Origin of the sequence: Taibaiella koreensis, assembly GCF_003545715.1 — a bacterium.
Classification (GTDB): Bacteria; Bacteroidota; Bacteroidia; order Chitinophagales; family Chitinophagaceae; genus Taibaiella; species Taibaiella koreensis.
The window spans coordinates 185655-210210 of sequence record NZ_QVNU01000004.1; the positions used below are offsets into that span (position 1 = coordinate 185655).

The 24556-nt window shown below is 49.3% G+C and carries 20 protein-coding genes; 15 read left to right on the forward strand and 5 right to left on the reverse strand.

Annotated features, from left to right (window positions below):
- The first annotated feature begins 118 nt into the window (after positions 1-118).
- From DZK30_RS14485 to DZK30_RS14510, 6 genes are all read left to right on the forward strand, one after another.
- Positions 119-3088 carry a sensor histidine kinase gene (locus DZK30_RS14485; RefSeq protein WP_162903098.1) on the forward strand — a complete coding sequence of 990 codons (2970 nt, stop codon included), beginning with the start codon at positions 119-121 and terminating at the stop codon, positions 3086-3088.
- Positions 3069-3848, forward strand: a complete 780-nt coding sequence (locus DZK30_RS14490) for a LytR/AlgR family response regulator transcription factor (protein ID WP_118974862.1) — start codon at positions 3069-3071, stop codon at positions 3846-3848. The genes DZK30_RS14485 and DZK30_RS14490 overlap by 20 nt, the downstream gene beginning before the upstream one ends.
- A 717-nt stretch (positions 3849-4565) precedes the next feature.
- Positions 4566-5375: a hypothetical protein gene (locus DZK30_RS14495; protein ID WP_118974863.1), complete on the forward strand. Its 810-nt coding sequence runs from the start codon at positions 4566-4568 to the stop codon at positions 5373-5375.
- 18 nt (positions 5376-5393) lie between these two features.
- Positions 5394-6155, forward strand: coding sequence for a methyltransferase domain-containing protein (locus DZK30_RS14500; protein WP_118974864.1), 762 nt, complete (start codon positions 5394-5396; stop codon positions 6153-6155).
- A gap of 13 nt (positions 6156-6168) precedes the next feature.
- A complete protein-coding gene (locus tag DZK30_RS14505) occupies positions 6169-8319 on the forward strand; it encodes a sensor histidine kinase (protein ID WP_118974865.1) in 2151 nt (716 codons plus the stop codon).
- 257 nt (positions 8320-8576) lie between these two features.
- Positions 8577-9041 carry a response regulator gene (locus tag DZK30_RS14510; protein ID WP_198666936.1) on the forward strand — a complete coding sequence of 155 codons (465 nt, stop codon included), beginning with the start codon at positions 8577-8579 and terminating at the stop codon, positions 9039-9041.
- A 96-nt stretch (positions 9042-9137) separates the two neighbouring features.
- On the opposite strand, the gene DZK30_RS14515 is transcribed toward DZK30_RS14510, so the two are convergent.
- Positions 9138-10202, reverse strand: a complete 1065-nt coding sequence (locus tag DZK30_RS14515; RefSeq protein WP_118974866.1) for a T9SS type A sorting domain-containing protein — start codon at positions 10200-10202, stop codon at positions 9138-9140.
- A gap of 27 nt (positions 10203-10229) precedes the next feature.
- On the reverse strand, positions 10230-13541 hold the full coding sequence (locus DZK30_RS14520) for an SdrD B-like domain-containing protein (protein ID WP_118974867.1): 3312 nt from the start codon (positions 13539-13541) through the stop codon (positions 10230-10232).
- Positions 13542-14087: 546 nt separating this feature from the next.
- Here DZK30_RS14520 and DZK30_RS14525 point away from each other — a divergent pair.
- The 5 genes from DZK30_RS14525 to DZK30_RS14545 all read left to right on the forward strand — a co-directional run bounded on the left by DZK30_RS14525 (position 14088) and on the right by DZK30_RS14545 (position 18150).
- Positions 14088-14480 carry a helix-turn-helix domain-containing protein gene (locus tag DZK30_RS14525; RefSeq protein WP_118974868.1) on the forward strand — a complete coding sequence of 131 codons (393 nt, stop codon included), beginning with the start codon at positions 14088-14090 and terminating at the stop codon, positions 14478-14480.
- Positions 14481-14564: 84 nt separating this feature from the next.
- On the forward strand, positions 14565-15866 hold the full coding sequence (locus DZK30_RS14530; protein ID WP_118974869.1) for a phenylacetate--CoA ligase family protein: 1302 nt from the start codon (positions 14565-14567) through the stop codon (positions 15864-15866).
- Positions 15867-15875: 9 nt separating this feature from the next.
- Complete coding sequence (gene deoC / locus DZK30_RS14535; RefSeq protein ID WP_118974870.1) at positions 15876-16526, forward strand: deoxyribose-phosphate aldolase; 651 nt, start codon at positions 15876-15878, stop codon at positions 16524-16526.
- Between the two features lie 15 nt (positions 16527-16541).
- A complete protein-coding gene (locus DZK30_RS14540) occupies positions 16542-16973 on the forward strand; it encodes an SPOR domain-containing protein (protein WP_118974871.1) in 432 nt (143 codons plus the stop codon).
- Between the two features lie 46 nt (positions 16974-17019).
- Positions 17020-18150, forward strand: coding sequence for a M20 metallopeptidase family protein (locus tag DZK30_RS14545; RefSeq protein ID WP_240432933.1), 1131 nt, complete (start codon positions 17020-17022; stop codon positions 18148-18150).
- On the opposite strand, the gene DZK30_RS14550 is transcribed toward DZK30_RS14545, so the two are convergent.
- Complete coding sequence (locus tag DZK30_RS14550) at positions 18147-18848, reverse strand: porin family protein (RefSeq protein ID WP_162903099.1); 702 nt, start codon at positions 18846-18848, stop codon at positions 18147-18149. The genes DZK30_RS14545 and DZK30_RS14550 overlap by 4 nt on opposite strands.
- Before the next feature lie 46 nt (positions 18849-18894).
- Entirely contained in the window at positions 18895-20073 is a 1179-nt protein-coding gene (locus tag DZK30_RS14555) for a glycosyltransferase family 4 protein (RefSeq protein ID WP_118974874.1), read from the reverse strand.
- Positions 20074-20357: 284 nt separating this feature from the next.
- Between DZK30_RS14555 and DZK30_RS14560 the strand changes: the two genes are divergently transcribed.
- The 3 genes from DZK30_RS14560 to DZK30_RS14570 are packed head-to-tail and all read left to right on the forward strand — an operon-like array spanning position 20358 to position 23074.
- Positions 20358-21296: an NAD-dependent epimerase/dehydratase family protein gene (locus DZK30_RS14560; protein WP_118974875.1), complete on the forward strand. Its 939-nt coding sequence runs from the start codon at positions 20358-20360 to the stop codon at positions 21294-21296.
- Positions 21297-21307: 11 nt separating this feature from the next.
- The gene (locus DZK30_RS14565) at positions 21308-22294 is read left to right on the forward strand and encodes a GHMP family kinase ATP-binding protein (RefSeq protein WP_118974876.1); all 987 of its coding nucleotides are present in this window, start codon (positions 21308-21310) and stop codon (positions 22292-22294) included.
- Between the two features lie 3 nt (positions 22295-22297).
- Entirely contained in the window at positions 22298-23074 is a 777-nt protein-coding gene (locus DZK30_RS14570) for a class I SAM-dependent methyltransferase (protein ID WP_118974877.1), read from the forward strand.
- On the opposite strand, the gene DZK30_RS26495 is transcribed toward DZK30_RS14570, so the two are convergent.
- Positions 23071-23193 (reverse strand): hypothetical protein, encoded by a 123-nt coding sequence (locus DZK30_RS26495; RefSeq protein ID WP_262706901.1) that lies wholly within the window; start codon positions 23191-23193, stop codon positions 23071-23073. The two genes, DZK30_RS14570 and DZK30_RS26495, sit on opposite strands and share 4 nt — an antisense overlap.
- A gap of 18 nt (positions 23194-23211) precedes the next feature.
- On the opposite strand from DZK30_RS26495, the gene DZK30_RS14575 reads away from it, so the two are divergent.
- On the forward strand, positions 23212-24501 hold the full coding sequence (locus tag DZK30_RS14575) for a LamG-like jellyroll fold domain-containing protein (protein ID WP_162903100.1): 1290 nt from the start codon (positions 23212-23214) through the stop codon (positions 24499-24501).
- The last annotated feature ends 55 nt before the right edge of the window (positions 24502-24556 follow it).

Consider the following 24556-nt stretch of genomic DNA (forward strand, 5'->3'; position numbering starts at 1 on the left):
GTATGGGCAGCCATGCCAAATACAAGACCGGTTCTTCAAAAAAAATATAACGCTGTGGCAGGAACATTGTTAAAACTAAATTGTACTTTACTCAGGCCAAACCCAAAAATACCGTATAGTGAGTGTTGCCGACTTCAGACCGGAACTCTGGTTCCTGCTGCTTTGGTGCATGTGCCCGCAGCCCGTGGCTGCACAGTTGCCGGGAATGCACCAGTATACGATGGTCGACGGCTATACCGCTACCAACGGCTACGTGGTGCAGCAGGATCCCATGGGATACATCTGGCTGGGAACCGGCAACGGTGCATTGCGGTTCGACGGGAAGCGGTTCCAGCGCTTCAGCGATGCGGTGCGACCTGCCGACCAGGAAATACTCTCCTGCGAATTCTTTGGCAAAGACAAAGTGCTGCTCGTTCCCATTCTCAACAACATCGCCTGGTATCGTAATGGCGAAGTGATCTCGGAACGAAGGGATCCAAGGCTGTCGCAGATACGGAACAAAGAAAAAAACAGCGCCTTTACCGACCGCTTTACGGGAAATGTATGGTTAAGCGACGGTGCTTTCTTTGGTACCCTATATTGCTTTTCGGGGGCTAAGATCACCCGGGTGGAAGGGCCCGACCCCGATGCGCTTATTGTAACCGTACGGAACAACTGGTTTGTGGTGAACGACCGGAAAAATCCGCTCCGGTCCTACAATATACTGACCCGGCGCTACCGGGCGTTATCCGACGATAAAGGCCGGCCCCTGCGCTGCAAGGGCTTCCTCGAAACCAGGCTGAACGGACAGTACCTGTTTGCTTATGACAAACAATGGCAGAACCTGCGCATTTATGCCTTTTTGAATGACAGCACGCTCACCCTGGCCCGGACCATTACCCGCCCGCTTGCCGGTAAGCCCTGGCGGGCTTACCCCGATAGCAGCCTGCGTATCTGGATCAATTTCCTTTCTGGTGGTATTGCCTTCCTGAAACCGGAGGGACCATCACCGTTGTTGTACCTGATGGAAAAAAAGCCCATCAATTATTTGTTTGTCGACCAGCAGCAGAACATCTGGATGTCGGCCAGGAACAACAACTTGTATTTCTTATCCCGCAACCATTTCCAAAACGCAATACGCGTTAATGAGCGATTACCGGGCAACGATATTCCCCGCTGTATCCAGGGCGACGACTCGGGCAATATTGCGATCTGCTATATCAACAAAGCCTCGTTGTACATCCGTAGCAATGGCCGTATCCGGCAGTATAAGCTTAACAACAAGTTTGCCGAAGGCCCCCGCAGCATTTGTCCCATAGGCCGCAATCGTTTTCTTATCATAGAGAAAGACATGGCCCTGGTCGACGGTAATCGTAATATAGTCCGTTATTTCAAATTGGCGCACCTCACTTATAAGGACATGTGCCCTTATAGCAAAGGAGGCCTTCTCCTGGCCAGCCAGTCCGATGTGCGGTACCTGACACCAGCGGTACTGGAGGGCAAACAGCAGGTGAAAGCACCAGAGGTTATCTTTGAAGGCAGAGCTTCGGCAGTAGCGGCATTTCCCGGCGGTGGCATCCTTATCGGTACACCTGATGGGCTGTTCGTAAAGCATACCCTTCATGCCCCGGCGCAACGGCTTACCGATCCCGACCTCGCCCATATCAATGTTACTGATATCGTTGTCAGGGGACATCACGAAGCGTTGATCGGCACCAATGCCAATGGACTCTTCTACTATGATTTTAGCAATAACCGGGCTATTGCCATACCCCTACCCTCCGGCAGGGAAGGAACATTGGTGCGGCGTATTTTCCGGCAGAATGATAGTTCCTATTGGCTGTCAAGCGATCGGGGTGCGATACAGCTGCAGTTTGGCCGGGGTGTCGTTGTTAAGTATGTAAAAACCTTCGGCTTTTATGATGGGTTGCCGTCCGACAACATCACAAGTGTAGATGTGTACCGGGATACCGCATTTATTACCACGGCCGAAGGTCCGGGAATCTTATACCTCCGCGATACGGCATCGCTGCGGATGAGCCCGCCGCTGGTATATATCAACAGCGTTCGTTTAAAGGACAGCATCGTGTCGCAACCGGCAACGCTGACATTGGGCCGCAGGCAAAATGATCTGCTGATCGCGCTTAGCGCCATTTCTTATGAAAGCTTTGGTAATATCCGGTATTTCTACCAGCTAAAGGGCTTCAGCGATGAATGGATCGAGACCGACAATCCCGATATCCGGCTCAACGGGCTACCACCCGGACGATATGTATTCAGGGCCTACGCCGTCAATGCCAAGGGCGTACAGAGTGAAATGCAAGCGACATTGACCTTGCATATTGTTCCCGCGTTCTGGCAAACCATTCTTTTCAAAGCGCTCCTGATCCTGCTTCTATTGGCAATTCTCTATTTTCTGGTACGGCGAAGTGCTATAAAATCGGCAGGCAAGAAATATGAAAAGGCAAGGCTGGCAAGACGATTAGCGGAGCTGGAGCTGGAGGCGATCAAGGCGCAGATCAATCCACATTTTATCTACAACTGCCTCAATTCGATCCAGTACTTCACTTATGAGCGACAGTACGAGCAAAGCCGTCAGTACCTCGATTTGTTTGCCCGCCTGATACGGTTGACCATGCAGTACTCAAGAGAAACATTCCTGACGATCCAAACCGAAACCGGCTATCTTGACAACTACCTGCAGCTGGAGCAAATGCGTTTTCGGGAACGGCTCCATTACCGCATCGAGATCGGTGATGACGTGGATCAACAACGGTTACTTCCTTCCATGATGATACAGCCCTATGTAGAGAATGCTCTCAAGCATGGCATTGCAGGATTAAAGAATGGCGGTACCATCATTATCCGGTTTACGCAAGAACAGAACGGAACATTGCTGGTAAGTATCGCTGACAATGGCCCCGGGCCGGGTCGTACTCCAGGCAGGCATCCTTATGCCCTGGGCCTCAGGTTATCGGGGGGCCGGGTAACTACTTACAATCAGCTTTTTGGTATGAGCATAACTACCGAGGTGCACTCCGGAACTTCCGGCGGCACTATTATTCACATTAAAATACCTGTTGTTTCCCATGAATATCTTCAGCTATAAAGCAATGATCGTTGACGACGATGAACACAGCAGGCAGATCATTAAACACCTGCTAATTGATTACTTCCCCGACATTGAGGTAGCCGGCATTGCGGGGTCTGTGGCCGATGCGCTACCGTTGCTGCCCGCGCTGGCGCCGGATATCCTCTTCCTGGATGTGGAGCTACCCGACGGCACGGGCTTTGATATCCTTCGCCGTTATCCCACTTTAGATGCCCAGGTTATCCTGATCACGGCATTTGACCATTACGCGCTCAAGGCCATAAAGGCTTCGGTGATCGACTATGTGCTGAAACCGGTGAGCGAAACAGAATTTACGGTGGCCGTTAAAAAAGCCTTAGGCCGGTGCAGGGAAGAATCTTCGGCCACGGGAGACCTGTCTATGCTGCTGTCATCGCTGCAACGCCAGATGAGCGTGCGTAAAGTACGCCTGCCTACGATGAACGGCTTTGTGCTGGCCGATATAGACGATATCATACGCTGCGAGGCAACCGATAACTATACTATCTTATTTTTCAGCCAGGCATCGCCCAGAACGGTATCGAGAACGCTGGCCACCTACGAAGAGGAATTAAGCGGGTTCGGTTTCATCCGGATACACCATAAGCACCTGATCAATATCAGGCAGGTAACTGAATACCACAAGGGCAAAAGCGGTGGTGGTTATGTAATCATGAAAGATAAGGCCATGCTGGAAGTATCGGTAAGAAAGAAAGAACAACTGATGCATGCTTTCCAAAGTAATAGGAACGTACTTTAGTCAGTAACGCCTGTATGATTGGCACCAAATATCAGCAATACTGATCCCTCAAAAGTATTTTGGATAAATATGGATATTAATACCCATCATCATTTGAACAAAAGGCGGAAAGTCAATGCCAGCAACTATTTCATACTTTATAACAATGGATCATTTCTCAATGCTTCTTGTTGAAAATTTTCATTTTTTTCCACGGGTATGAATCAGTTGACAGGTGAATGGATAACCCAACTTAAGCAGCTATGTTCTGCCTGGTCGCAACGACATCAAGAGCATTCGCGTATCAGCTTCTGTTTACCAAACAGCCCGTTCACCAAGGCATCCGGCATTCGATGTGTTGTGTTGATATGGCTTCGGCAGAAGAACAAGCAAGGTTCATTGTCTCAAAAGCAGGACAGTTGCGGCCGCCAACGAATGGTAGTGTATCGGCCTTTCCTGCCCGGATTGTTTTTGCTGCATAAATAAAACGCATTTCCTATTGGCTATTCCTATACCTTTGCTTGCTTTTGACTGTATCCACCACTTTTAAGCATTTGAACCAAACTCACTTCTATCAACTTTTGATCGGCGCTTTCGGCTTCGGTAATTTATGCAGGTAACGGTAATGAATTTCTGACTGTTTCCCATTTTAGTTCGGAAAAGAATATACCTGAAACGCCATGAAACAACCGTTTCTCCAGTAAGATTATATTGAGTCATTCTTAGGATTGAAAAGTAATGGATACGTTATTAAACAGGGATAAACCCGAGGTGAGGCTTAGGGCTTTCAGGGCGATCGATGATCCCGAGACCTGCTACAAATTTGCAGAAGGTCATATGAGAGTGCTAACCAATTTTGGTATAGAGAACATCACTTCTTCAAAAAATGCCTGGATAGAAAATCCCGGCGCTTTCGTGATCATCGTTGAGTCGCTTGACCGGCAAAAGGTATATGGCGGTGCACGTATCCATGTGGCCGGTGGCAGCCAGCCTTTGCCCATAGAGGACGCTACGGGTACGATGGACCCTTATATCTACGATATGGTGACCAGCTATGGCATGCGGGGCACCGGCGAAGGTTGCGGCCTGTGGAACTCCAGGGAAATTGCCGGCTATGGTATCGGCAGCATTTTCCTTTCCCGCGCAGGTGTAGCCATTGCGCCGCAGATAGGCCTTACATCGCTTTTCGCCCTTTGCGCTCCGTACACTGTAAAGCTTGCCGAAAATATCGGCTACCGCATCGAGCGCTCACTGGGTAATGAAGGAACGTTTTACTATCCCAAACTCGACTTGCTGGCGACAGCTATGTTGTATACCGATCTGGAACATTTAAGCGAGGCTAATGAGGATGATCGTACAGCCATCCTTTCGCTTCGCGACAACCTTAATATCGTTCGCACAGAAACCCTGCGCCGGAAAGAGATCATGATCCATTACGACCTGTCGATCCCCGGGCTGGAGCGTTGGAGCCTCGACGATACCATCCAAAATCTGAAGCAAAACTATCGAACCAATACGCAGCAGGAAGGAAATCTTAATCTCTTCTGATGCGCCAATCCACATCTTATGGCAGAACACCTGTACAATATCGACTATCTGGAGCAAACCATGCAGCTGCTCGGTAAACTCAAACAACAATCCTACAACCCCTTTTCCACGATAACGGAAGGCACTATTGCCGACGTCGGTTGCGGTACCGGAGCTGATGCGATCAATATGGCCCGCATGCTGCCCGGTCTTGAGATCATCGGTCTTGACTATGCGCCTGAGATGATAACGAAAGCGACCGCAGATGCCGGCGACCTTCCTAATATAAGCTTCAGGCAAGCCGAGGCAAGCGCCCTACCTTTTGCCGACAATACGCTTGCCGGCATTCGTAATGAACGCCTGATCCAGCATGTTCCCGATCCGGCGAAAGTTTTTGCTGAATTTTACCGGACGCTAAAACCCGGTCAGCCGCTTGTCAATGTAGAAACGGATTGGAGCAGTATAGCCTTCTATAATGGCAATGCCCACATAGCAAAGGCACTCAATCACTATCTGACCTTTAAAAATGTGAAGAACGGTAATGCCGCGGCCAATCTTATTTCGGATATGACCGCTGCAGGGTTCCGTGATATTGGTATTGAACTGTTTCCCTTAGCATCCCGGTCCCTGCAACAGGTGACTGCCATGTTGCGTATTGATCATGCGCTGATGATGATGAAAACCGAAAAACACATTTCAGAAGTGGAATATAATTCTTTCCTGTCGGCGCTTGAAGATGCCGACAGAAATCGTTACTTTGTCTGCTCAATTAACCTGGTCGTTACCACAGCTACAAAATAACTTGTCTCTCTTTATGAACCTAAGACCATTTTGGGTTTTATGTCTTTTGCTATTCAATATTGTAAAGGGCTATAGTCAGTCTGCGCTCCTCAATGATAGTTCTGCCCAGATACTGATCGGCAAAAGCCTGCAGCTGTATAAACCAGAAAAGGATATGCCGGTAACTGAGGTGCGTCATGCACGCTTCCAGAGTTCTGCTACGGCGATCCCCAATATGGAATTAAGCACACATGATGTCTGGGCCCGTTTTACGGTTACCAATCCGGGAAAACATACGGAACACCTGCTTAAAGTAGCCAATGCTACACTGGACGAGGTGGAGCTATATGTCTTCGCGGGGGAGCAGCTCACCGACAGTATATTGATCAGCAAACAGCAACCTTTCGGTAACCGGAAATATAAGGACCCCAATTATATTTTCGATGTACATGTACTGCCTGGAACAACCCAGACCTTTTACCTCCGGATCCGGAGCAAAATGCCGATCATATTGCCTGTATACCTGAGCCAGCCGCAGCAGCAGCTGATCGAAACGGCAAAGGATTACCTGTTTTCCGGGACCTACGTCGGGATCGTAATTATCATGGTAGTCTATAACTTTTTCCTCTTCTTATCGATCCGGGACAAAAGTTATATTTACTACGTGTTCTATGTGCTCGGTGCCGGATTTACTCAGGTCGGGCTCAAGGGATTTACCTTCCAGTTTCTCTGGCCCGGCGCACCGGGTTTTGAGAATATCAGCATCGTTCTGTTTGCCTGTATCAGCGGTATCGCCGCCTTGCTTTTTACATTGGCATTCCTGGAGATCAGGAAGCACTTCCGCAGGCTTCACCTGCTCATCTGGGCATTCATCGGGTCATTTTGCCTGGCGCTCGCCTTCTTGCCCGTCAACGCCAACCAGGCTTTCCAGGTAATGCAGCTGGCTACCATGGTCTCATCGATAGGCGTGGTGCTGCTGTCGCTGTATATTGTGATCAAAAAACCGGCTATTGCCTCTGCCCGTTTTTTCCTGGTGGCCTGGTCGGTGCTGATCCTGGGTTCCGTGATCTTTATTTTAAAAGACTTCAGCATTGTTCCCTACAATTTAGGCACCACTTACGCCGTGCAGATCGCCTCGGCTATTGAAATGGCCCTGCTTTCCTTCGGTCTTGCCAACAGGATCAATACCCTGAAACGGGAAAAGGAGCAATCCAGGCTCGCAGCTTTGCGTATTGCCAAAGAGAACAGCCGTATCATCAAAGAGCAGAATGTGGTGCTGGAGCAAAAAGTGAAAAAGCGCACCGAGGAGCTGGAAAGCAAGAACCAGGAGATCGCTACTACCCTCGCCGATCTGCAGCAGACCCAGATGCAACTGGTTGAAGCGGAGAAAATGGCGTCGTTGGGTCAACTGACCGCGGGTATTGCCCATGAGATCAATAACCCGATCAACTTCGTGACCGGAAATATAGGCCCTTTGAAGCGGGATGTCGATGTGCTGTTCCAGCTCATTAATCTTCAGGAGGAGCTCAGCACCCGTAATATCAGCGATGATGAAAAGATGCAGGAGGCGAACCGCTTCAAGGAAGAGCAGGACTTTGATTACCTGAAAACGGAGATCGGGCATTTGCTCAGGGGCATCAATGAAGGGGCAACCCGTACCGCCGAAATTGTCAGGAGTCTCCGCATCTTCTCCCGACTGGATGAGGCCGAACTGAAGTTGGCCGATATCAACGAAGGCCTGGAGTCGACTATTGTCATTGTCAATAATTTGCTGGGACATACCAAAGTTATAAAGCATTACGGAAACCTGCCCCTTGTGCATTGCTATCCCGGAAAGCTTAACCAGGTATTTCTCAATATCATTTCCAACGCTTTATTCGCCATTGGCGAAAAATTCGGCGAATCGCCGGGAGGAGAGCTCACGGTAACCACCAGCTTTGCTGATGACCAGGCATTTATCGCCATAGGCGACAATGGGACCGGCATGACGGAAGAAACAAGAAGGAAGGTTTTTGATCCTTTCTTTACTACTAAAGATGTGGGAAAGGGCACCGGCCTGGGTATGTCGATCGCCTTTACTACCATACAAAAACACCAGGGCAGCATTTCGGTTACCTCCGAACCCGGAAAAGGCAGCATTTTCAGCATGCAAATTCCCTTAAATGCAATAGGCAATCTGACCTGAAGCCGGGTTAAGCTTTTATAGTTTTCAAATATAAAATTATCTTCTTTTAACCTTAAAAAACGCTCTGTTGCATGTCACACTCACATTTTTCATAGATTATTAAAAATCAATAGATAATCTTATATCACGAATTAATATTTATCTACGATCCTTTAACTTAGGATACAATAACGAGATTATCACTTACCTTTACCATACCTTAACCAAAGCCCTTTTTCTGCGAGCCAATTCATATCAATTACAAAAACATCTCAGTGATGAACAATGATAAGATTTCAATTCTTTATGTAGATGATGAAGAGAATAACCTGATCTCTTTTAAGGCGACGTTCAGGTTAAAGTACAAGGTGTTTACTGCACTCAGCGGAGCAGAGGCAATTGAAATTCTGGAAAAGAACCTGATACATGTGATCATTACCGATCAGCGCATGCCCAATATGACCGGCGTCGAATTCCTGGAGAAAGTAATTGAAAAATTCACCGATCCTATACGGATATTGCTTACCGGCTTTACCGACATGAATGCGGTGGTAGACGCTATCAACAAAGGAAAGATCTTCCACTACCTCACTAAGCCCTGGAACGAGGAAGAGTTGGATAAGACTATCGAACGGGCATATGCGATCTTTATGGAGCGGGAGAAAATCAAGCAAATGAACGAAAAGCTCGAGATCTCCAACAGCCAGCTGGAATTCCTGCTCCGCCAGAAGCTGCTTTCCTGATCATCTACCAAAGGAATCGTTTATAAAGAAATCATTTACAAAGAAAATCCCCGGCAAGCCGGGGATTTTCTTTGTAAATGATTGTGTGAGCGTGGCTTATTGCCTGCTTACTTTGGTCGTGGCGATCACGGTATGGTTTTCAATTACCTGCACATGATACAGTGCCGCGGGCAAAGAAGAAAGATCGATACGCTCGATATTGCCGGCAGCAACCTGCTCAGACAACAGGCGTCCGGTCGCATCCATCAGGCGCAGGGTAACGCCGGCATGTATACTACTTACCTGCACCGATGATGATGTAGGATTGGGGAACACCGCGATAGCAGCAGTGGTAGCGCAATTCACTTTTGCAGTCGCAATATCGCTGTAGATGGCAGAGCCGTCTACGTCGACCATTTTCAGGCGGTAAGTATTGAGACCGCTGGCCGCTTCCTTATCAGTAAAATCGTACCTGCTGTTGTCGCCCGTGGCCTTTACACTGCCAATAGCTACAAATCCTTTACCAGCGCCGCGTTCGATATCGAAATGATCGAACTGCAACTCCTTGCTTGTGCTCCAGTCCAGCGCTACACTACAACCGGCGCTATGAGCATTAAAGCCATTCAGCACTACAGGCAGCGGCGCGCCGGTAGTATGCGTAAAGATCTCTACGCGGTCGTCGTCGGTAGGCTGGCTGGCTCCCGAAGCGGCAGCATTGGGCTGTACGTTCAGGTTGGCGCCTATATCATCATTACCGGAGCTGGATAAATTGGTAACCTGCGCATGCACGCTAAGGGCATGCATACCATCCGGAACCAGACCCATAGGCACATTAGCTTTCTGGGTGAAGTAGAATGTTTTAATAGAGGCATCGTATACCACATCGAAATGTGCCAATGCTGCGCCGGATAGTGCGTCGGTGCCTATGGTCGACACCACACCGTTTACGCTGGGCGCACATTTGCCCAGGCTGAGGGTGAACTTCATCATTTGCGGTTCACTGGCTCCGGAAATATCCATAGTACCGGCATTGCCAACATCGAAGCTCATATTGAACTGGGAACCAACGTTGTTGAGCGGTGCAGGCGACAGGAAAGGATTGGCCGCTGCCGGGTTTTGCTGTGCAAACAAACACGGCGCAGTAAGCAGAAGGAGGCTGGATACGATTAAAGTTTTTTTCATTGTTTCGTTTTATTGAGGTTATTGTGTTTAGTTAGGGAAATAGCGGATGATCTCAGCATCCGTGTTATTGGTAATCAGCGATTCGCCGCCGCTGCCGCCATTGATAATGGCTGTATTGGTCAGCTGGCCTTTGGTGCTGCCTGGCGTCAATAAGCCGTTGAGACCAAATGAGGACCTGCCCTGCCCTTCAATGGAGATATTGGTGGTGAAAATGTAATAGCTGGCATTGGAAGTGGCGTCGATAGTCCAGGCGCTGTTTTGCACCGAGGTGCCCATGATCGTGCTAAGCGTATTGTTGTAAGTATAGCCGATCAGCGTGCTTTTGGTAACAAATACTTTGATCATTCCGCTGGTGGGCACATTGCTGAGGTTCCATACATCCACACGGGCCGAGAAATTGGTATTGCCATAGATCGTTGTAGGCGCAACGGTGATGACCGGGGTCAGATCGGGCACCTCATACACGGGAGCATTGGCCATTCCCGTAGTGGTAGAAAGCATATTTGCATTGTCATTTACCCGGAAAGGAATGCCCACCGTTACGGTACCGCTAACAGGGTCGACTGCGACAGGCTGTGTTGGCTGTCCGTTGGTACCTGTAGGGATCACGATACCGCCGGAAGGGAAGTTGGCCGTTGTGTATTTGTTGCCGTTCACAAAAAAGCTGGTAGCGTTGGAAGGCATCGCAGTGATCTTGATAGAAGTTACAGTTCCCGGAGGCGCATCAGTAGCAACGAAAGTTGCCGGTGGAATAGCTACGGTAATGGTGTCGCCGGGATTGGCCTGGCTTACCGCTGTGGCTACACCTGCCACAGGCAACTGCTCGATGCCAAAGAGTGCATTGCTGATATTGTTTGTACCAGTGCTTACCGCGAGTATACCATTGGCATTGCCGTCGCTGCCGGTGCCTGTACCCAGCTGCTCACCGGTACGTACCCAGCCCGAAGGCAGGGTAAGCGCAGGATTGCTGCTGCCTATCTGCGCTTGTGTGGTGGTAACGACTACTGTATAATTAGTATTGGCCGAAGCGTTGTCCAGGATAAAGCTGCCGTTAGCGGGAACCGGGATTGAATCGGATACCACTCCTGAAGGCGACACCAGGTAAGCGTATAGTTGCTGACCGGAAGCCGTGCCGGCACCGGTACCGTCTACCAGGTTATTGGTCATACCGTTGGCGTCGTTGAATACTTTACCGCTGATGGACAAAGCGGAGAAGGGTATTGTTGCTGTACTGGTTGTGGTTGACTCTTTGCCGGCGTTATCGGTTACTTTAAATGTGATCGTAACGGAAGTGGCGCCATCAGCAGCAGGATCTACCGTGATGGTTTGCGTTGGCTGACCATTAGGTCCGGTTGGTACGGTAATGCCCGCAGGAGGGAAATTACTTGCTGTATAATTGGTTCCATTAACGGTAATGCTGGTTGCACCGCCCGGTAAGGAAGGGATCCTGAGAGAAGTAATGGTGCCGCCCGAAGGGTCGGTACCACCGAAGGTAGCTGGTGGAACAGTTATACTCACCGTACCGCCCGGGTTAACCTGGCTTGTAGCGGTGGCGCCAACGGGCGTAGGCAGCTGCTCTATCCCGAAGTTCACATTACCCACAGAACCTGTACCCAGGTTCACAGATAAGAGGCCATCGACCGTGCCATCGTCGCCGGTACCTGTACCTGCAAACTCACCTGTGGACACCCAGCCCGCAGCCAGTACAGAAGCCGGGCTGCCCGATGTAGCCGCGACAGTGCTGATACTCACGGTATAAGCCGTATTGCCGGGCACATTGCTAAAGGTATAGCTACCTGCTGTTACCGGTACAGAGGCCACGAATGCCGTTCCTTTATAGAGATTGGCGTACAAGGGAGCGCTGCCCAATGCAGAGATCAGCACACCGTTCACGGTATTGTCAGTAAGACCATTCACATCGTTATAGGCTTTACCACTGATGCTGAAATTCTTTACCATACCGGCGTCTTTGAACAGGTAATTGGCGGTAAAATCGTGCGTACCGGTCTTACCGGTGCTCACATTAGCAGTGGAATTCTCTCCTACAGGTACACCTGGCGCGTCCTGTACCGTAAAGCCGTCGTAACCGGTGGCCAGGGTAAATTGTACAAAATATTTACCGGGAATCACACCGTTAAAGCTATACAGACCGTTACTGTTGGTGGTCGCTGTATAAACGGCGTTAGCCGAATCGGCAACGTTATTCATGTCGCCGTCGTAGAAGAGCTTTACGGTAACGCCACCGATACCCGGCTCTGAGGCGTCCTGGCGACCGTCGCGATTAATATCAAACCATACTTTATCACCAATCGAAATGGGATCGGCTGTCTTCACCACGCAGATATCGTCCAGTACATAATTGTGTGCACCGGAGCCAGCCGCTTTGTCGCTGATGGCGAAGGTTACGGAGGTTACGCCAGGGGGAACGCCGTAGGTGCCATTAAGCTGGGTCCACTGGCCAATGGTGGCGGCCGGCTGCATCGCAGCCAGCTCCTTGTTCCCGGCACGCAGCTGTATGTTAGGCGTGCTGCCGTCGACCTTCGACACCCATACGGAAAAGCTGTACACCTCACCCGGTAGTACGGCCATTGTTTTGTACCACACTTTGGCTGAGGCCGATGTATTGCCTTTCACCACCATCTGGTAATTGCCGCTGTGCGGGGCAAAACGGGCATCGTTGAAGCCGTATGCGGCAAAAGGATTGTTCTTGGATTGGTAAGAGCCATTGCCCGAACCATAGGCCGTAAGATCGGAGCTACCCGCGCCAGACAGGAAGTTCTTGTCGGTATAGGAGCCGTTGTTCTCATAGGTCACTGCCTCAAAGCCGCCATAGAAGCCGTTTGTACTGCTCAGCATGTTGTCTTCACAAGCGATGGAGCAGGCGCCGGTAACAGGATTGTAACGCAGCCGCAGTATTTTGGCTTCGTTCGGATTAAGGTCGTCGCCACCATAAGTAGAACCGAGCGGCGCATTGCAGGGGCCGGCATTTTCACGCATGAGGCAACGTAGCTGCACGTTATCCAGTGCCGAGGTCGGACTGGCGATCGTCAGTTCCGGGGCGTCGTCGGCGCCTACGCCCGAAGCGTTGGTTACATAGAAAGCAGTACCGTTGATCGTGTTGTTGGTGTTGTTGGTGAAGCAGGTCCAACTGCCGGTTGCTGTTTTGTACTGCCAGTTGTAACGGGTGCTGGAAGGCGCGGAAACGACCTTAGCATCAATTTTCAGGAGCTGTCCGGGTACAATACAACCGTTGGCGGTATAATACTCAATCCGGTGGGCCGAAGTTTGCACAGCACCAACCAGCAGTCCTGCGAGTGCAGAACATAGAATTTTTCTCATTGATAAAAGTTTGAGGGAGGTTTTTTAAAGCAGGTTTGTTTTATTGGTTTCGTTTTATTGTCTTTTTCTACACCATAAAGATTTTTGAATTAAAATGTGATATTAGAATTATTCATAAATTTAATTTATGAATCGATATTACTTTTTTATTCTGTTCTAATTAGTAACTTTACCAGTCAATACACAAAATACAATTAATTGAAAAACAATAACTTGAAGTGCAATAATGTAAAAAACAGAAAAAATAGATACATTATTTTAAACAAAGAGCATTATTTATTCCCCGCAAAAGTCTTTCGTTTTTATAAAATAGGCACCTCGCGCCATTGATGATTCTCCTGTTTGGATTATAGTTTATCAAACAAAAAGATATTCACTCGCTTATTCTATAATTTGTACTTTTGTGGGGAATTTTTTCTAAGAAAATCATCATAACGAAGGAAATAGAAGGGTTGCGGCAGGGGGTCAAGGCATCGGTTTTCCGGGGATATATGACTTTTTGTATTGCAACGCTTTTTATAAATTGCATATTCAACTCATTGGCAGATGAACCTTACCCAGAAGTTTTCCAAGAAACTGAAAATATTAAGAGAGATCAATAATTATACCCAGGAATACGTAGCCCGCGTACTCGACATATCCCAGAATGCTTACAGCCTCATCGAAAAAGGAACCACCAAAATAACGCTCGACCGTATCGAAGTGCTTGCGGAGCTTTACAAGACCACTCCTTCGGAGCTGGTCAATATCAATGATAACTTTTATACCAATCCTACTGCTATCGGGGAAGCCCAGCATTCCAATATTCCGCCCAACCTCAGCTCCTTTGAAAAAAGAATGTATGAGCAAACCATCAGCCGGCTGGAAATAGACATTGAAAAGCTATATAACCTGATCAACCAGCTGGCAACCAATATATCAAAACCGGAACAAGCCTGATCCTTATTATCTTGTTAGCCATTTGGCACAGAGAGGCAACGGACGGATTATCCTGATAACCCAATATCTCATCTTTACCGCCCGATGTCATTCATACCGGCAATAGAGCAAAAAAGCATAGCGGAGCAGGCTGCTTTCCAGTGGGAAAAACTGGGTCCGGCGCTGGAATACCTGCTACAACATTCACCCTATTACCGCCGCATGTTTGGGGAGCAGCAGATCGATGTAAAAGCGCTGCGCTCCTGGGAGGACTTTGCGCGTGTGCCTACGACCTCCAAAGAAGCGCTGCAGCAATACAATAACGATTTCCTGTGCGTAGCGCCCAAAGCGGTACGCGAATACATGTCTACTTCCGGTACACTGGGCCGGCCGGTAACTATAGCCCTCACACAAAACGACCTGCTACGCCTGGCCTACAACGAGTACCTGTCCTTTCATTGTATAGAGGCCACCGACGAAGATATCTTCCAGCTGATGCTTACACTCGACCGTCAATTCATGGCGGGTGTCGCTTATTACAGCGGGCTGTCGCTATTGGGCGCTGCTTCCATACGTACCGGTCCCGGACTGCCCGCTATGCAATGGGATACCATACGGCAAATGAAGACCACCGGCCTGGTGGCCGTGCCTTCGTTCCTGCTGAAGCTGATCGCACATGCCAAAGCCAATGATTTTCCGGCCGGTAGCGGCACGGTGAAGAAAGTGCTGGCTATAGGCGAAAGCCTCCGCGACGAGGAGCTGCAACCCAATGCGCTGGCCCGGCAAATCGCAGCAGAATGGGATGTACAGCTATACAGCACCTATGCCGCTACCGAGCTGCAAACAGCCTTTACCGAATGCAGGGCCGGGCAGGGCGGCCACCATCATCCGGAGCTGGTTGTGGTGGAATTGCTCGACGATAGGGGCCAGCCGGTAGCACCGGGCGAAAAAGGGGAAGTGACCATTACCACCCTCGGCGTAGAGGGTATGCCCCTGCTTCGCTACCGTACCGGCGATATGTGCCGCGGCTATTATGAGCCTTGCTCCTGCGGCAGGCATACCATGCGCCTGGGCCCCGTGCTGGGCCGCAAACAGCAGATGATCAAGTTTAAGGGCACAACGCTATATCCGCCGGCGATTTTCGATGTGCTCAACGGTGTGCCGCAAATACAGGAATACGTGATCGAGATCAGCACGGGCGCCGATGGCCAGGACGAACTGGCGATATACCTGCATTGCGATATGGAGCCTGCTGCAGGCGACGAGCTGCTGCGGCCCTTGTTTAGTCATAGGTGGCGCGTGGTACCCCGTCTTCATTACCGGAGCGCCGAAGCCATCAGGCAGCTGCAATATCCCGGTCATAACCGCAAGCCGGTAAAGCTTATTGACCTTCGCCATATTTCTTAAAAGACGATTATGAACATAGCACAGTATATCGATCATACGATCCTGAAGCCCACTACCCTACCCGCCGACATTGAAAAGCTCTGTGACGAGGCCATCCGCTACCGGTTTGCTGCCGTATGCGTACCGCCGCATTATGTTGCCCTTGCCAGCAGGCTTACAGCCGGCGCCGGCGTAGCCACAGCTACTGTGATCGGATTCCCCTTTGGCTATAGCTGTATTGAAGCCAAGGTAGCCGAGATACATAAAGCGATAGCTGAGGGCGCCACAGAACTGGATATCGTGATCAATCTCTGCGCACTGAAGAGCGGCGACCTGGACTATCTTTCCCGTGAGATCACAGCTTGCCTGCAGCCGATACGCCTTAACCGCTGTATGGTAAAGGTGATTATCGAAAGCGGTGTGCTCACTGATGACGAGATCGTCGCCTGCTGCACGCTGTATGCCCGGCATAAAGTCGATTTTGTAAAAACATCGACAGGCTATGCCGAGCACGGCGCCAGCGTACATGCCGTGCAGCTGATGCGCAGCCACCTGCCTCCAGAGATACAGATCAAAGCTTCGGGAGGGATTCGTACCTTTGCCTTTGCACAGGAACTCGTAGCTGCCGGAGCGACCCGCATCGGCGCTTCGGCCAGCGTAACGATCGCCGGCGGCTCCTGATAAAACCCCCTGCTTATGAAATACCTTTTCTTCCTTTTGCTGTTGGGCTGCACCCTTGGTGTGGCGGCCCAGGAGAGCGATACCGGTTATGTAACGGTACATGCCGATCCGAGGCTGGCGTTGGTAGTGAATAAGCCGGCCAATACAAACCGTCCTTTCATTGGTAAGGTAAGAGGCTTCCGCGTACAGATTTATAATGGCAACGATCGTAAAAAGGCTTCCCAGGTGAAGCTTGATTTTATGCGATCGTTCCCGGGCATCCGTTCCTACCTGGTATACAACAACCCCCAGTTCCGTGTACGCGTAGGCGACTTCCGTGGCCGGAAAGATGCGCTGGAGCTCTACAATAAGCTGTCGGCCCAATTCAATCCCAGCATGGTAGTGCCCGATGTGATCAACGTGAACACCGTACGCAAAAACAAGGAGAGCAGCGAAGACGATGATTGAGACCCTGAAAGCCCGCGCAGCGGCCCTGCGGCCCGAACTGGTAAGGATGAGAAGGCATTTGCATCAGCATCCGGAGTTATCCTTCCAGGAATATGAGACCGCAGCCTTTGTGGCCTCCGAGCTGGATAAGCTTGGCATTGTCTATGAGAAAGGCATATGCGGCACAGGTGTAGTAGCGCTGATAACCGGCCGTAACCCCGGCCGGAAATGTATTGCGCTGCGCGCCGATATGGATGCCCTGCCCATTGAAGAAGAAAATGAAACGGAATACACCTCCCGTAACAAGGGCGTTATGCATGCCTGCGGGCACGACGTGCATACCAGCTGCCTGCTGGGCGCAGCTGCGCTGCTACAGGAATACAGGGATCAGTTTGAAGGAACGGTCAAATTGATCTTTCAGCCCGGAGAAGAAAAGAACCCTGGCGGCGCCAGCCTGCTTATTAAGGCCGGCGTGCTCGAAAACCCTGCCCCAAGCGCTATATATGGCCTTCACGTATACCCTCAGTTGCCTGCGGGTACTACAGGCTTCCGCAGCGGACAGTATATGGCCAGCGCCGACGAAATTTATATTACCATTAAAGGTAAAGGAGGCCATGCCGCCCTGCCCCAACAAACGGTAGACCCTATAGCAGTAGCGGCAATGGTGATCACGGGGCTGCAGCAAGTGGTATCGCGCAAAAGCAACCCGCTCTCTCCTACTGTACTGACCTTTGGCAAAATAGCCGGAGGGCATGCGACCAATGTGATCCCCAATACTGTGGAGCTGGAAGGTACCCTGCGTACCTTTGACGAAGACTGGCGACGTGAAGCGCTGGCCCATGTAAAACAGATCACCAGCCAGATATGTGCCGCTTATGGGGCAGAGGCCATTATCGATATACCGGATGGCTACCCTTCTCTGTTCAACGATCCGGAGACCACGCAGCAGGCCCGGTCCTTTGCAGAAGATTTTCTTGGCGCCGATCGGGTAAAGGATCTGGACCTGCGTATGGGCGCCGAAGATTTTGCCTTTTATACACTGCATACCAAAGGCTGCTTTTACCGTATCGGTACCAGCCGGAACGGCGGGCAATACACCCAACCTGTTCACAATTCCCGTTTCGACATAGATGAAGAGGCACTGCAGACCGGCGCCGGGCTCATGAGCTATATCGCCTTACGCGCCCTGGGTTGCTAAAGAAGGTACATAAGCCGGAAAGTGAACATATTGTTCTTTTGGTTTTCGAAGCCCAGGCCTTGCGGAATATTGGAAAATTTACGGATCGTGGCCAGTGAATATTGAAAGCGTACATTGACCAGGAGCCCCCGCCACAGCACCCTGCTGGCGCTCAGCAAGCCGTCGACGGTATGTCGTGCAAAGGGATACAGGCGGGAGTCGACCGTAGTGGTAAAGCTGGCATCGTTATAGTCTTCGCGGGAGCTGATGAGAAGATTGTAAGACGCGCCGATACCTACATGTGTCTTTTCCGTAACATAATAATGCAGGACCACCGGCACCTCCGCATAATTGAGGTGGATCGTATACTTAGCAAAATAGCTGCCATAGTAAGGCGACTCCAGCGTCGATACGCTATGGCTGCCTTTTTGAGAGAACAGCAGCTCCATGCTGGCTCCTATTTTCGACGAAAAATTGACATAGGCTACAGCGCCGGCATTGAGCCCGAACTTATGATAACCGTTGAGATAATCACCATCTACCTGGCTTACATTGGCGCCCAATACGAGGCCGCCCAGGAAGGTGCGCTCGCCGTTGAATAAAGGCGTCTCATCGGAAGCCTGCGCCCGGGCTGTGTTTCCCCGAAGCAACCCTGCACAGCAGGTAACGATTGGCAAAAGATGATACAGGAAGCGGCCTGGCAGTAATTTCCTTTTCATAACACAAAAGTAAACGGTTTCTTCCGCACTGTAAGTATGACTGCGGCTAACGGCCCCGATCGCCGAAGTATTGCTGCAGCCGTTGCGCGATATTGCCCAGGTAATAATAGGTGAAAAAAGCATCGGGGATCTGCTCCGCTCCCTGTGCAAGCGCCGCCACAACCTGGGCGGTAAATGCCTGCCAGTCTTTATCCGGGGCCGTCAGCAGCTTATTGCCGCAAACCTCCTTTTCGATCCCAATGGCGCCGCTATGCGCCGAAACAACAGTCTTGTTCCAGGCCAGGCTTTCGACCACTTTGGTCTTGACGCCGCCGCCCGACACCACCGGGTTGATCATCAGGTCACAGGCGACGATCAAGGGCTCTATTTCCGGTACGAAGCCCAGGTGGCGGATATCGTCGCCGGCAGCGGCAATTTCCTGCTGCAATGCTTCAGATAAGCCCTTGCCGCATATCAATATATGAAAATGGCCCAGCCGCTGCCGGAGCAGGGGCAATATGGATCGTACGATAAAAATAACTGCTTCTTCATTGGGAACGTAATCCAGTTTCCCCATGAAGAACAGCCAGGGTACCGAAGGATCGAGGCCCAGTTCCCCGGCCAACCCGCTTTTCCCTGCGGTAGTCGATAATGGCCGGCTTTGAAGATTAATTCCGAAAGGCATGATCAGGGCCTTGCTTTCCGGTAACCCATAACGTTTTATTGCCCAGTCCCGGTCTTCCCGCGTCACAAAGAAAACGCCGTCGGAACGCCTGAAAGCATGGCGTTCAAACCACCACATGGCCTTCCACCACCATTTACCCGTGCTTCTGAAACGTTCCGATTCTATATTGTGACAGCGGATATAAGCGGGAATGTTCAGCCTGCGGGCCAGCTTCGCCACCATAGGGAACATATAATGGTGATGGCAAAACAGGTATTGCGGCTTCAGGGCCTTTGCCAGACCCGATACTTTGCCGTATTGACCGTAGGGAAGATACCGGAGCTTACTGTTGTCCAGTATGGGATGTATGCTGAAGGGGTAATCTTCCTGTCTGAAAGTATTATCGACGGTAGTAACCGTATGCGCCTGGTTGTATACGGAAAGCAATTTCTCCACATTGACAATGCCCCAATGGCCGCCGTTTAGCGGCGGCAAAAAGCGATATGGTGCAATGCTGACGATTGTGGCCATGGAAAGCAAATCAGCTCCCGGAACCGGGAGCGAAAAGGCAAACATACGCATATGCCGGCTTTTACCAAAATACCGGCTTACAGATTACAGCCGGGCCGGCAGTCCGGCGGACCGCCGGGAATCATCATCCACACGGTTTTACATTGTTGCGTGCGGCCTTTTGGAACAGGCCGTTATGGTCAGAATAAATCATGGCAAAAGTTTAAAACATGGACGTTATTCTCTACATTTGCGCAAAATCAAAACGATGGTTTCCGTTTTTATTACGGAAGTATTACCGGATCTACCTGTCGTTTCTATTGCTGTAAGGCTAATCATTTGACGGATTAATCATAATGAAAACTAAAATTTTAGTTACAGGCGGCGCCGGATACATCGGGTCGATATTAGTACCTCATTTACTAACTCAGGGATACGAGGTTACGGTTTACGATAATCTTATGTTCCAGCAAAGTACGCTGCTGGATTGTTGTAACCATCCCGATTTTCACTTCATTAATGCCGATGTACGTAACACATCATTGCTGAAGGCAGCGATGAAAGATAAAGACGTGCTGATACCCCTTGCCGCCCTTGTAGGCGCGCCACTGTCCAATAAGGATGAGTCTTCTACCGTAGCCATCAACCGGGACGCAGTGATCGCAATGAACCAATTCCGCTCCAAAGAACAACGTGTGCTTTTTCCTACTACTAATAGCGGGTATGGCATCGGACAGGAGGGTCTTTACTGTACAGAAGAGACGCCGCTGAAGCCCATCTCACTTTACGGAACAACCAAGTCGGAGGCGGAAACTGATCTGTTGCAGTCTGAAAACGTAATCACCTTTCGCTTGGCAACTGTATTTGGCTGCTCTCCCAGGATGCGTCTTGACCTGCTGGTAAATGATTTTACATACAGGGCCTTTTCCCAGAAGTATATTGTCCTGTTTGAAGCACACTTCAAACGTAACTATATTCATGTAAGGGATGTAGCTAATGCGTTCACATTCGGGATCGATAATTTTGACCGTATGAAAAATACGACCTACAATGTAGGCCTTAGTACAGCAAACCTCTCGAAGATGGAGCTATGCGAGGAGATCAAAAAGCAAGTCCCGGACTTTTTCATTACCGAATCGGAGATCAATAAAGATCCCGATCAGCGCAACTATATCGTGAGCAACGATAAGATCGAAGCGCTGGGCTACAAGCCGCAGTACGATATCCAATCAGGTATTACGGAGTTGATCAAGGGGTTTTCGATATTGCATCCCAATAAATACTCCAACGTTTAACTTATATTTTTATGGTGATTTCAAAGACTCCGGTAAGGGTTAGCTTTTTTGGCGGGGGTACCGACTATCCCGATTATTACAAGGAATTTGGCGGCTGTGTACTGAGCACTTCTATAGACAAATACATTTATGTTACCGTCAATAAGATCGAAGGCTTGCTGGATCACAGGTACCGGATCGCTTACAGTAAGCTAGAGCTTTGTCATACGGTCGATGAGATTGAGCATCCGGTAGTAAGGGAAGTGATTAAATACCTGAATATAGACCATGGGCTGGAAGTAAATATTGTGAGCGATCTGCCGGCACGTACGGGGATCGGCAGCAGCAGCAGCTTCACCGTAGGCTTGCTGCATTCCTGTTATGCCCTTATGGGAAAAATGGTGAGCAAGGATCGCCTCGCACAGGAAGCGATCTATATCGAGCAGGTGGTACTGCAGGAACGCGTAGGCGTGCAGGACCAGCTGGCGGCTGCCTATGGAGGATTCAACCATATGGTGTTCTCGGCCGATAAGCTGCTGGTAAACCCTGTAACGGTGAGCAGTGAGCGTAAAGAAGCGCTGCAGGACAACCTGTTGATGTTCTATACCGGCATTAACCGTTTTGCCAGCGAGATACTGAAAGAGCAGGTACAGAAAACACAGGAAAAGAAGATCCATACAGAGCTTACGGATATTTATAATATGGTCGACGAGGGACTTGTCATCCTTTCGGATACGAGCCGCAGCCTCGATGAGTTTGGGATGCTGATGCATAAAGCCTGGATGGCCAAGCGCAGCCTGTCTACCGCAATATCCAGCGATCATCTCGACACGATTTACGAAAAAGCAACGGCGGCAGGCGCTATCGGCGGCAAACTGCTGGGCGCCGGTGGCGGTGGATTCTTTATGTTCTACGTTCCGCAATCCCGTCACGAGGTTGTTATTGAAGCACTAAAGGGCCTGCACCTCGTTCGCTTTAATTTTGAGACAGAGGGAACACGTATTATACATATTTCATAGCACATGAATAATATTAATCTTACAGCAGAGCGGGAAGTAGCTTATGAGTCGCTGGATCATCTCAACCCCTGGGGAACGAAAAGAGATAATTCAAGAAATTCCATTTTTAATAGGAAGGTCTATAAGATCTTTAATGAAAGCAATGTTACGTTGAAAGTTCTGGACCTTGGCTGCTCCGGCGGTGGTTTCGTAAAGAACTGCATTGACGATGGCTGTGTTGCGATCGGCCTTGAAGGAAGTGACTTTTCCAAAAAACACAAACGTGCAGAATGGCGCAGCATTCCAGAGAACCTTTTCACCTGCGACATTACACGTACATTCCAACTTAGTGATGAGACAGGCAAAGAAATGATATTTGACCTGATTACATCATGGGAAGTGCTGGAACACATTGAAGAAAAGGATTTGAAGCCACTTTTTGAGAACATTCAAAAGCACCTCAGTCATAAGGGGCTTTGCATTGTAAGTATTTGCTATGTCGATGATATCATCAATGGCGTCAACCTGCACCGAACTGTTAAACCCAAAAGCTGGTGGCTGGAAAAGGTGAAAGAGCTGGGGATGTATCATTTGCCTCAATTCGAGACTTACTTCTCTGAACAATATATCAGGGGACGTAAATATAATGCACCTAATACTTTTCATTTGATCCTGACAACTGATCCGCTCCATGCTCCATCCGTGCCCAATAAGGGCTTCAAGGAACGCTTGTTGGATAAATGGCTGGGATCGAAATGCCAAAAATTACTCAAATTGATTGTAACTGGTGAACATAATTAAGCATAAAGCAAGACAGCTTTGCTAAGATCATCTTCCCATTTATCATAATGAAAGTAAGAAGAACTACCATAAACCAACCACAGCTTTGCTGCAGCATTTTCATCGAATGCAATGTTCATCTTAAATGCTACCTTTTCATGAAAAAATTCTCTGCATTACTATTGTCTTTTCTCATTCCGGGCCTTCTTGGTGCTCAGGTGCCCGACTATGTTCCTACATCCAATCTGGTCGGCTGGTGGCCGCTTGACAGCACGCTCATTGATAGCTCCTCTAATTCGAATAACGGTACAGGCAACCTATTCACCTATGTGACCGATCGGTTTGGTAATGCTAATAAGGCTTGTGACTTTGCTGATAACAATGCCTATGTTCGCTTTTTTAACTTACCAGTCAATACACAGGGGAATTACACGATTAACTATTGGATGAAATTAAAGAGTTATCAAAATTATGACGTGGTACAGGATTTCCATCCTGATGAAGAATGTGGCTCTTACCCACAAATATGGGAAATGTTTGATAGCCTGTTTATCGTAAAGTGTAATGACGTACCTTCTCGTCGGGCAATTGGTCCCAAGACACTTTTCTTGGATAACTGGACGATGCTTACCTACTCGGTGACTTCCGATTCTACAACCATTTATATCAATGGTGTACAAAAAAGTAAGTTTGCCTATGTATGGTCAGCGTCGACCACTGCCAGCCTTATATTGGCTAATGGGTCTAACGCTATATCATCATATCAAAATGGAGCACAGGTGATGATAGATGACGTAGGGTTATGGTACCGAAAACTAGATGATTGCGAAATCAATGGCCTATTTCAATCCTTACCGCCGGCAGCAATTACCACCCAACCCATTACGCAAACAGCAACCATTGGCGGAAGCACCTCCTTTTCCATCACGGCGGCCAGCACAACAGCTACCTTTCAATGGCAATCCAACATCGGACCGGGCGGTACATTTATCGATCTTCCCAATACCGGGCAGTATAGCGGGGCCCAATCGGCCACACTTACGGTTTCCAACCTCACCACTATAAATAATAACCAACTCTTCCGGTGTATCGTAAAGACCGGCGTATCGGGCTTGTGCAGCAAAATTTCAAATATCGTATCAATTAGTATCACAACTTCTGCAATAGAAGGGGTAGCAAGCACGGAACATTTCTTTCTGGAACAGAATATTCCGAACCCAGCATCTGACCTTACAACCATCCGCTATGATGTACCTTCTTTCAGGGATGGCGCGGCCATTGTATTGTTTGGTGCACAGGGACAAAAAATAAGGACAGAGAAGATCAGCAAAACGGGCAAAGGGTGCTATACTCTTGATACAAAATCCCTGGAGCCGGGTGTTTATTATTATACACTGCTGATCGACGGAAAAAAGAGCAGAACCCGAAAAATGGTTGTTATTCATTAAGGGCGTCTGCAGGCAACTAAAGTCATAAAACCAATAACGTTAAATTTATTAAGAC

Excerpts from the sequence above, each read along its gene's own strand:
- DZK30_RS14560 (WP_118974875.1), top strand. The coding sequence starts at position 20,358 with ATGAAAACTAAAATTTTAGTTACAGGCGGCGCCGGATACATCGGGTCG.
- DZK30_RS14540 (WP_118974871.1), top strand. The coding sequence starts at position 16,542 with ATGAAATACCTTTTCTTCCTTTTGCTGTTGGGCTGCACCCTTGGTGTG.
- DZK30_RS14520 (WP_118974867.1), bottom strand. The coding sequence starts at position 13,541 with ATGAGAAAAATTCTATGTTCTGCACTCGCAGGACTGCTGGTTGGTGCT.
- DZK30_RS14510 (WP_198666936.1), top strand. The coding sequence starts at position 8,577 with ATGAACAATGATAAGATTTCAATTCTTTATGTAGATGATGAAGAGAAT.
- DZK30_RS14565 (WP_118974876.1), top strand. The coding sequence starts at position 21,308 with ATGGTGATTTCAAAGACTCCGGTAAGGGTTAGCTTTTTTGGCGGGGGT.
- DZK30_RS14525 (WP_118974868.1), top strand. The coding sequence starts at position 14,088 with ATGAACCTTACCCAGAAGTTTTCCAAGAAACTGAAAATATTAAGAGAG.
- DZK30_RS14515 (WP_118974866.1), bottom strand. The coding sequence starts at position 10,202 with ATGAAAAAAACTTTAATCGTATCCAGCCTCCTTCTGCTTACTGCGCCG.
- DZK30_RS14505 (WP_118974865.1), top strand. The coding sequence starts at position 6,169 with ATGAACCTAAGACCATTTTGGGTTTTATGTCTTTTGCTATTCAATATT.
- deoC (WP_118974870.1), top strand. The coding sequence starts at position 15,876 with ATGAACATAGCACAGTATATCGATCATACGATCCTGAAGCCCACTACC.
- DZK30_RS14530 (WP_118974869.1), top strand. The coding sequence starts at position 14,565 with ATGTCATTCATACCGGCAATAGAGCAAAAAAGCATAGCGGAGCAGGCT.
- DZK30_RS14500 (WP_118974864.1), top strand. The coding sequence starts at position 5,394 with ATGGCAGAACACCTGTACAATATCGACTATCTGGAGCAAACCATGCAG.
- DZK30_RS26495 (WP_262706901.1), bottom strand. The coding sequence starts at position 23,193 with ATGAACATTGCATTCGATGAAAATGCTGCAGCAAAGCTGTGGTTGGTT.
- DZK30_RS14495 (WP_118974863.1), top strand. The coding sequence starts at position 4,566 with ATGGATACGTTATTAAACAGGGATAAACCCGAGGTGAGGCTTAGGGCT.
- DZK30_RS14550 (WP_162903099.1), bottom strand. The coding sequence starts at position 18,848 with ATGAAAAGGAAATTACTGCCAGGCCGCTTCCTGTATCATCTTTTGCCA.
- DZK30_RS14570 (WP_118974877.1), top strand. The coding sequence starts at position 22,298 with ATGAATAATATTAATCTTACAGCAGAGCGGGAAGTAGCTTATGAGTCG.
- DZK30_RS14545 (WP_240432933.1), top strand. The coding sequence starts at position 17,020 with ATGAGAAGGCATTTGCATCAGCATCCGGAGTTATCCTTCCAGGAATAT.
- DZK30_RS14555 (WP_118974874.1), bottom strand. The coding sequence starts at position 20,073 with ATGCGTATGTTTGCCTTTTCGCTCCCGGTTCCGGGAGCTGATTTGCTT.
- DZK30_RS14490 (WP_118974862.1), top strand. The coding sequence starts at position 3,069 with ATGAATATCTTCAGCTATAAAGCAATGATCGTTGACGACGATGAACAC.
- DZK30_RS14575 (WP_162903100.1), top strand. The coding sequence starts at position 23,212 with ATGAAAAAATTCTCTGCATTACTATTGTCTTTTCTCATTCCGGGCCTT.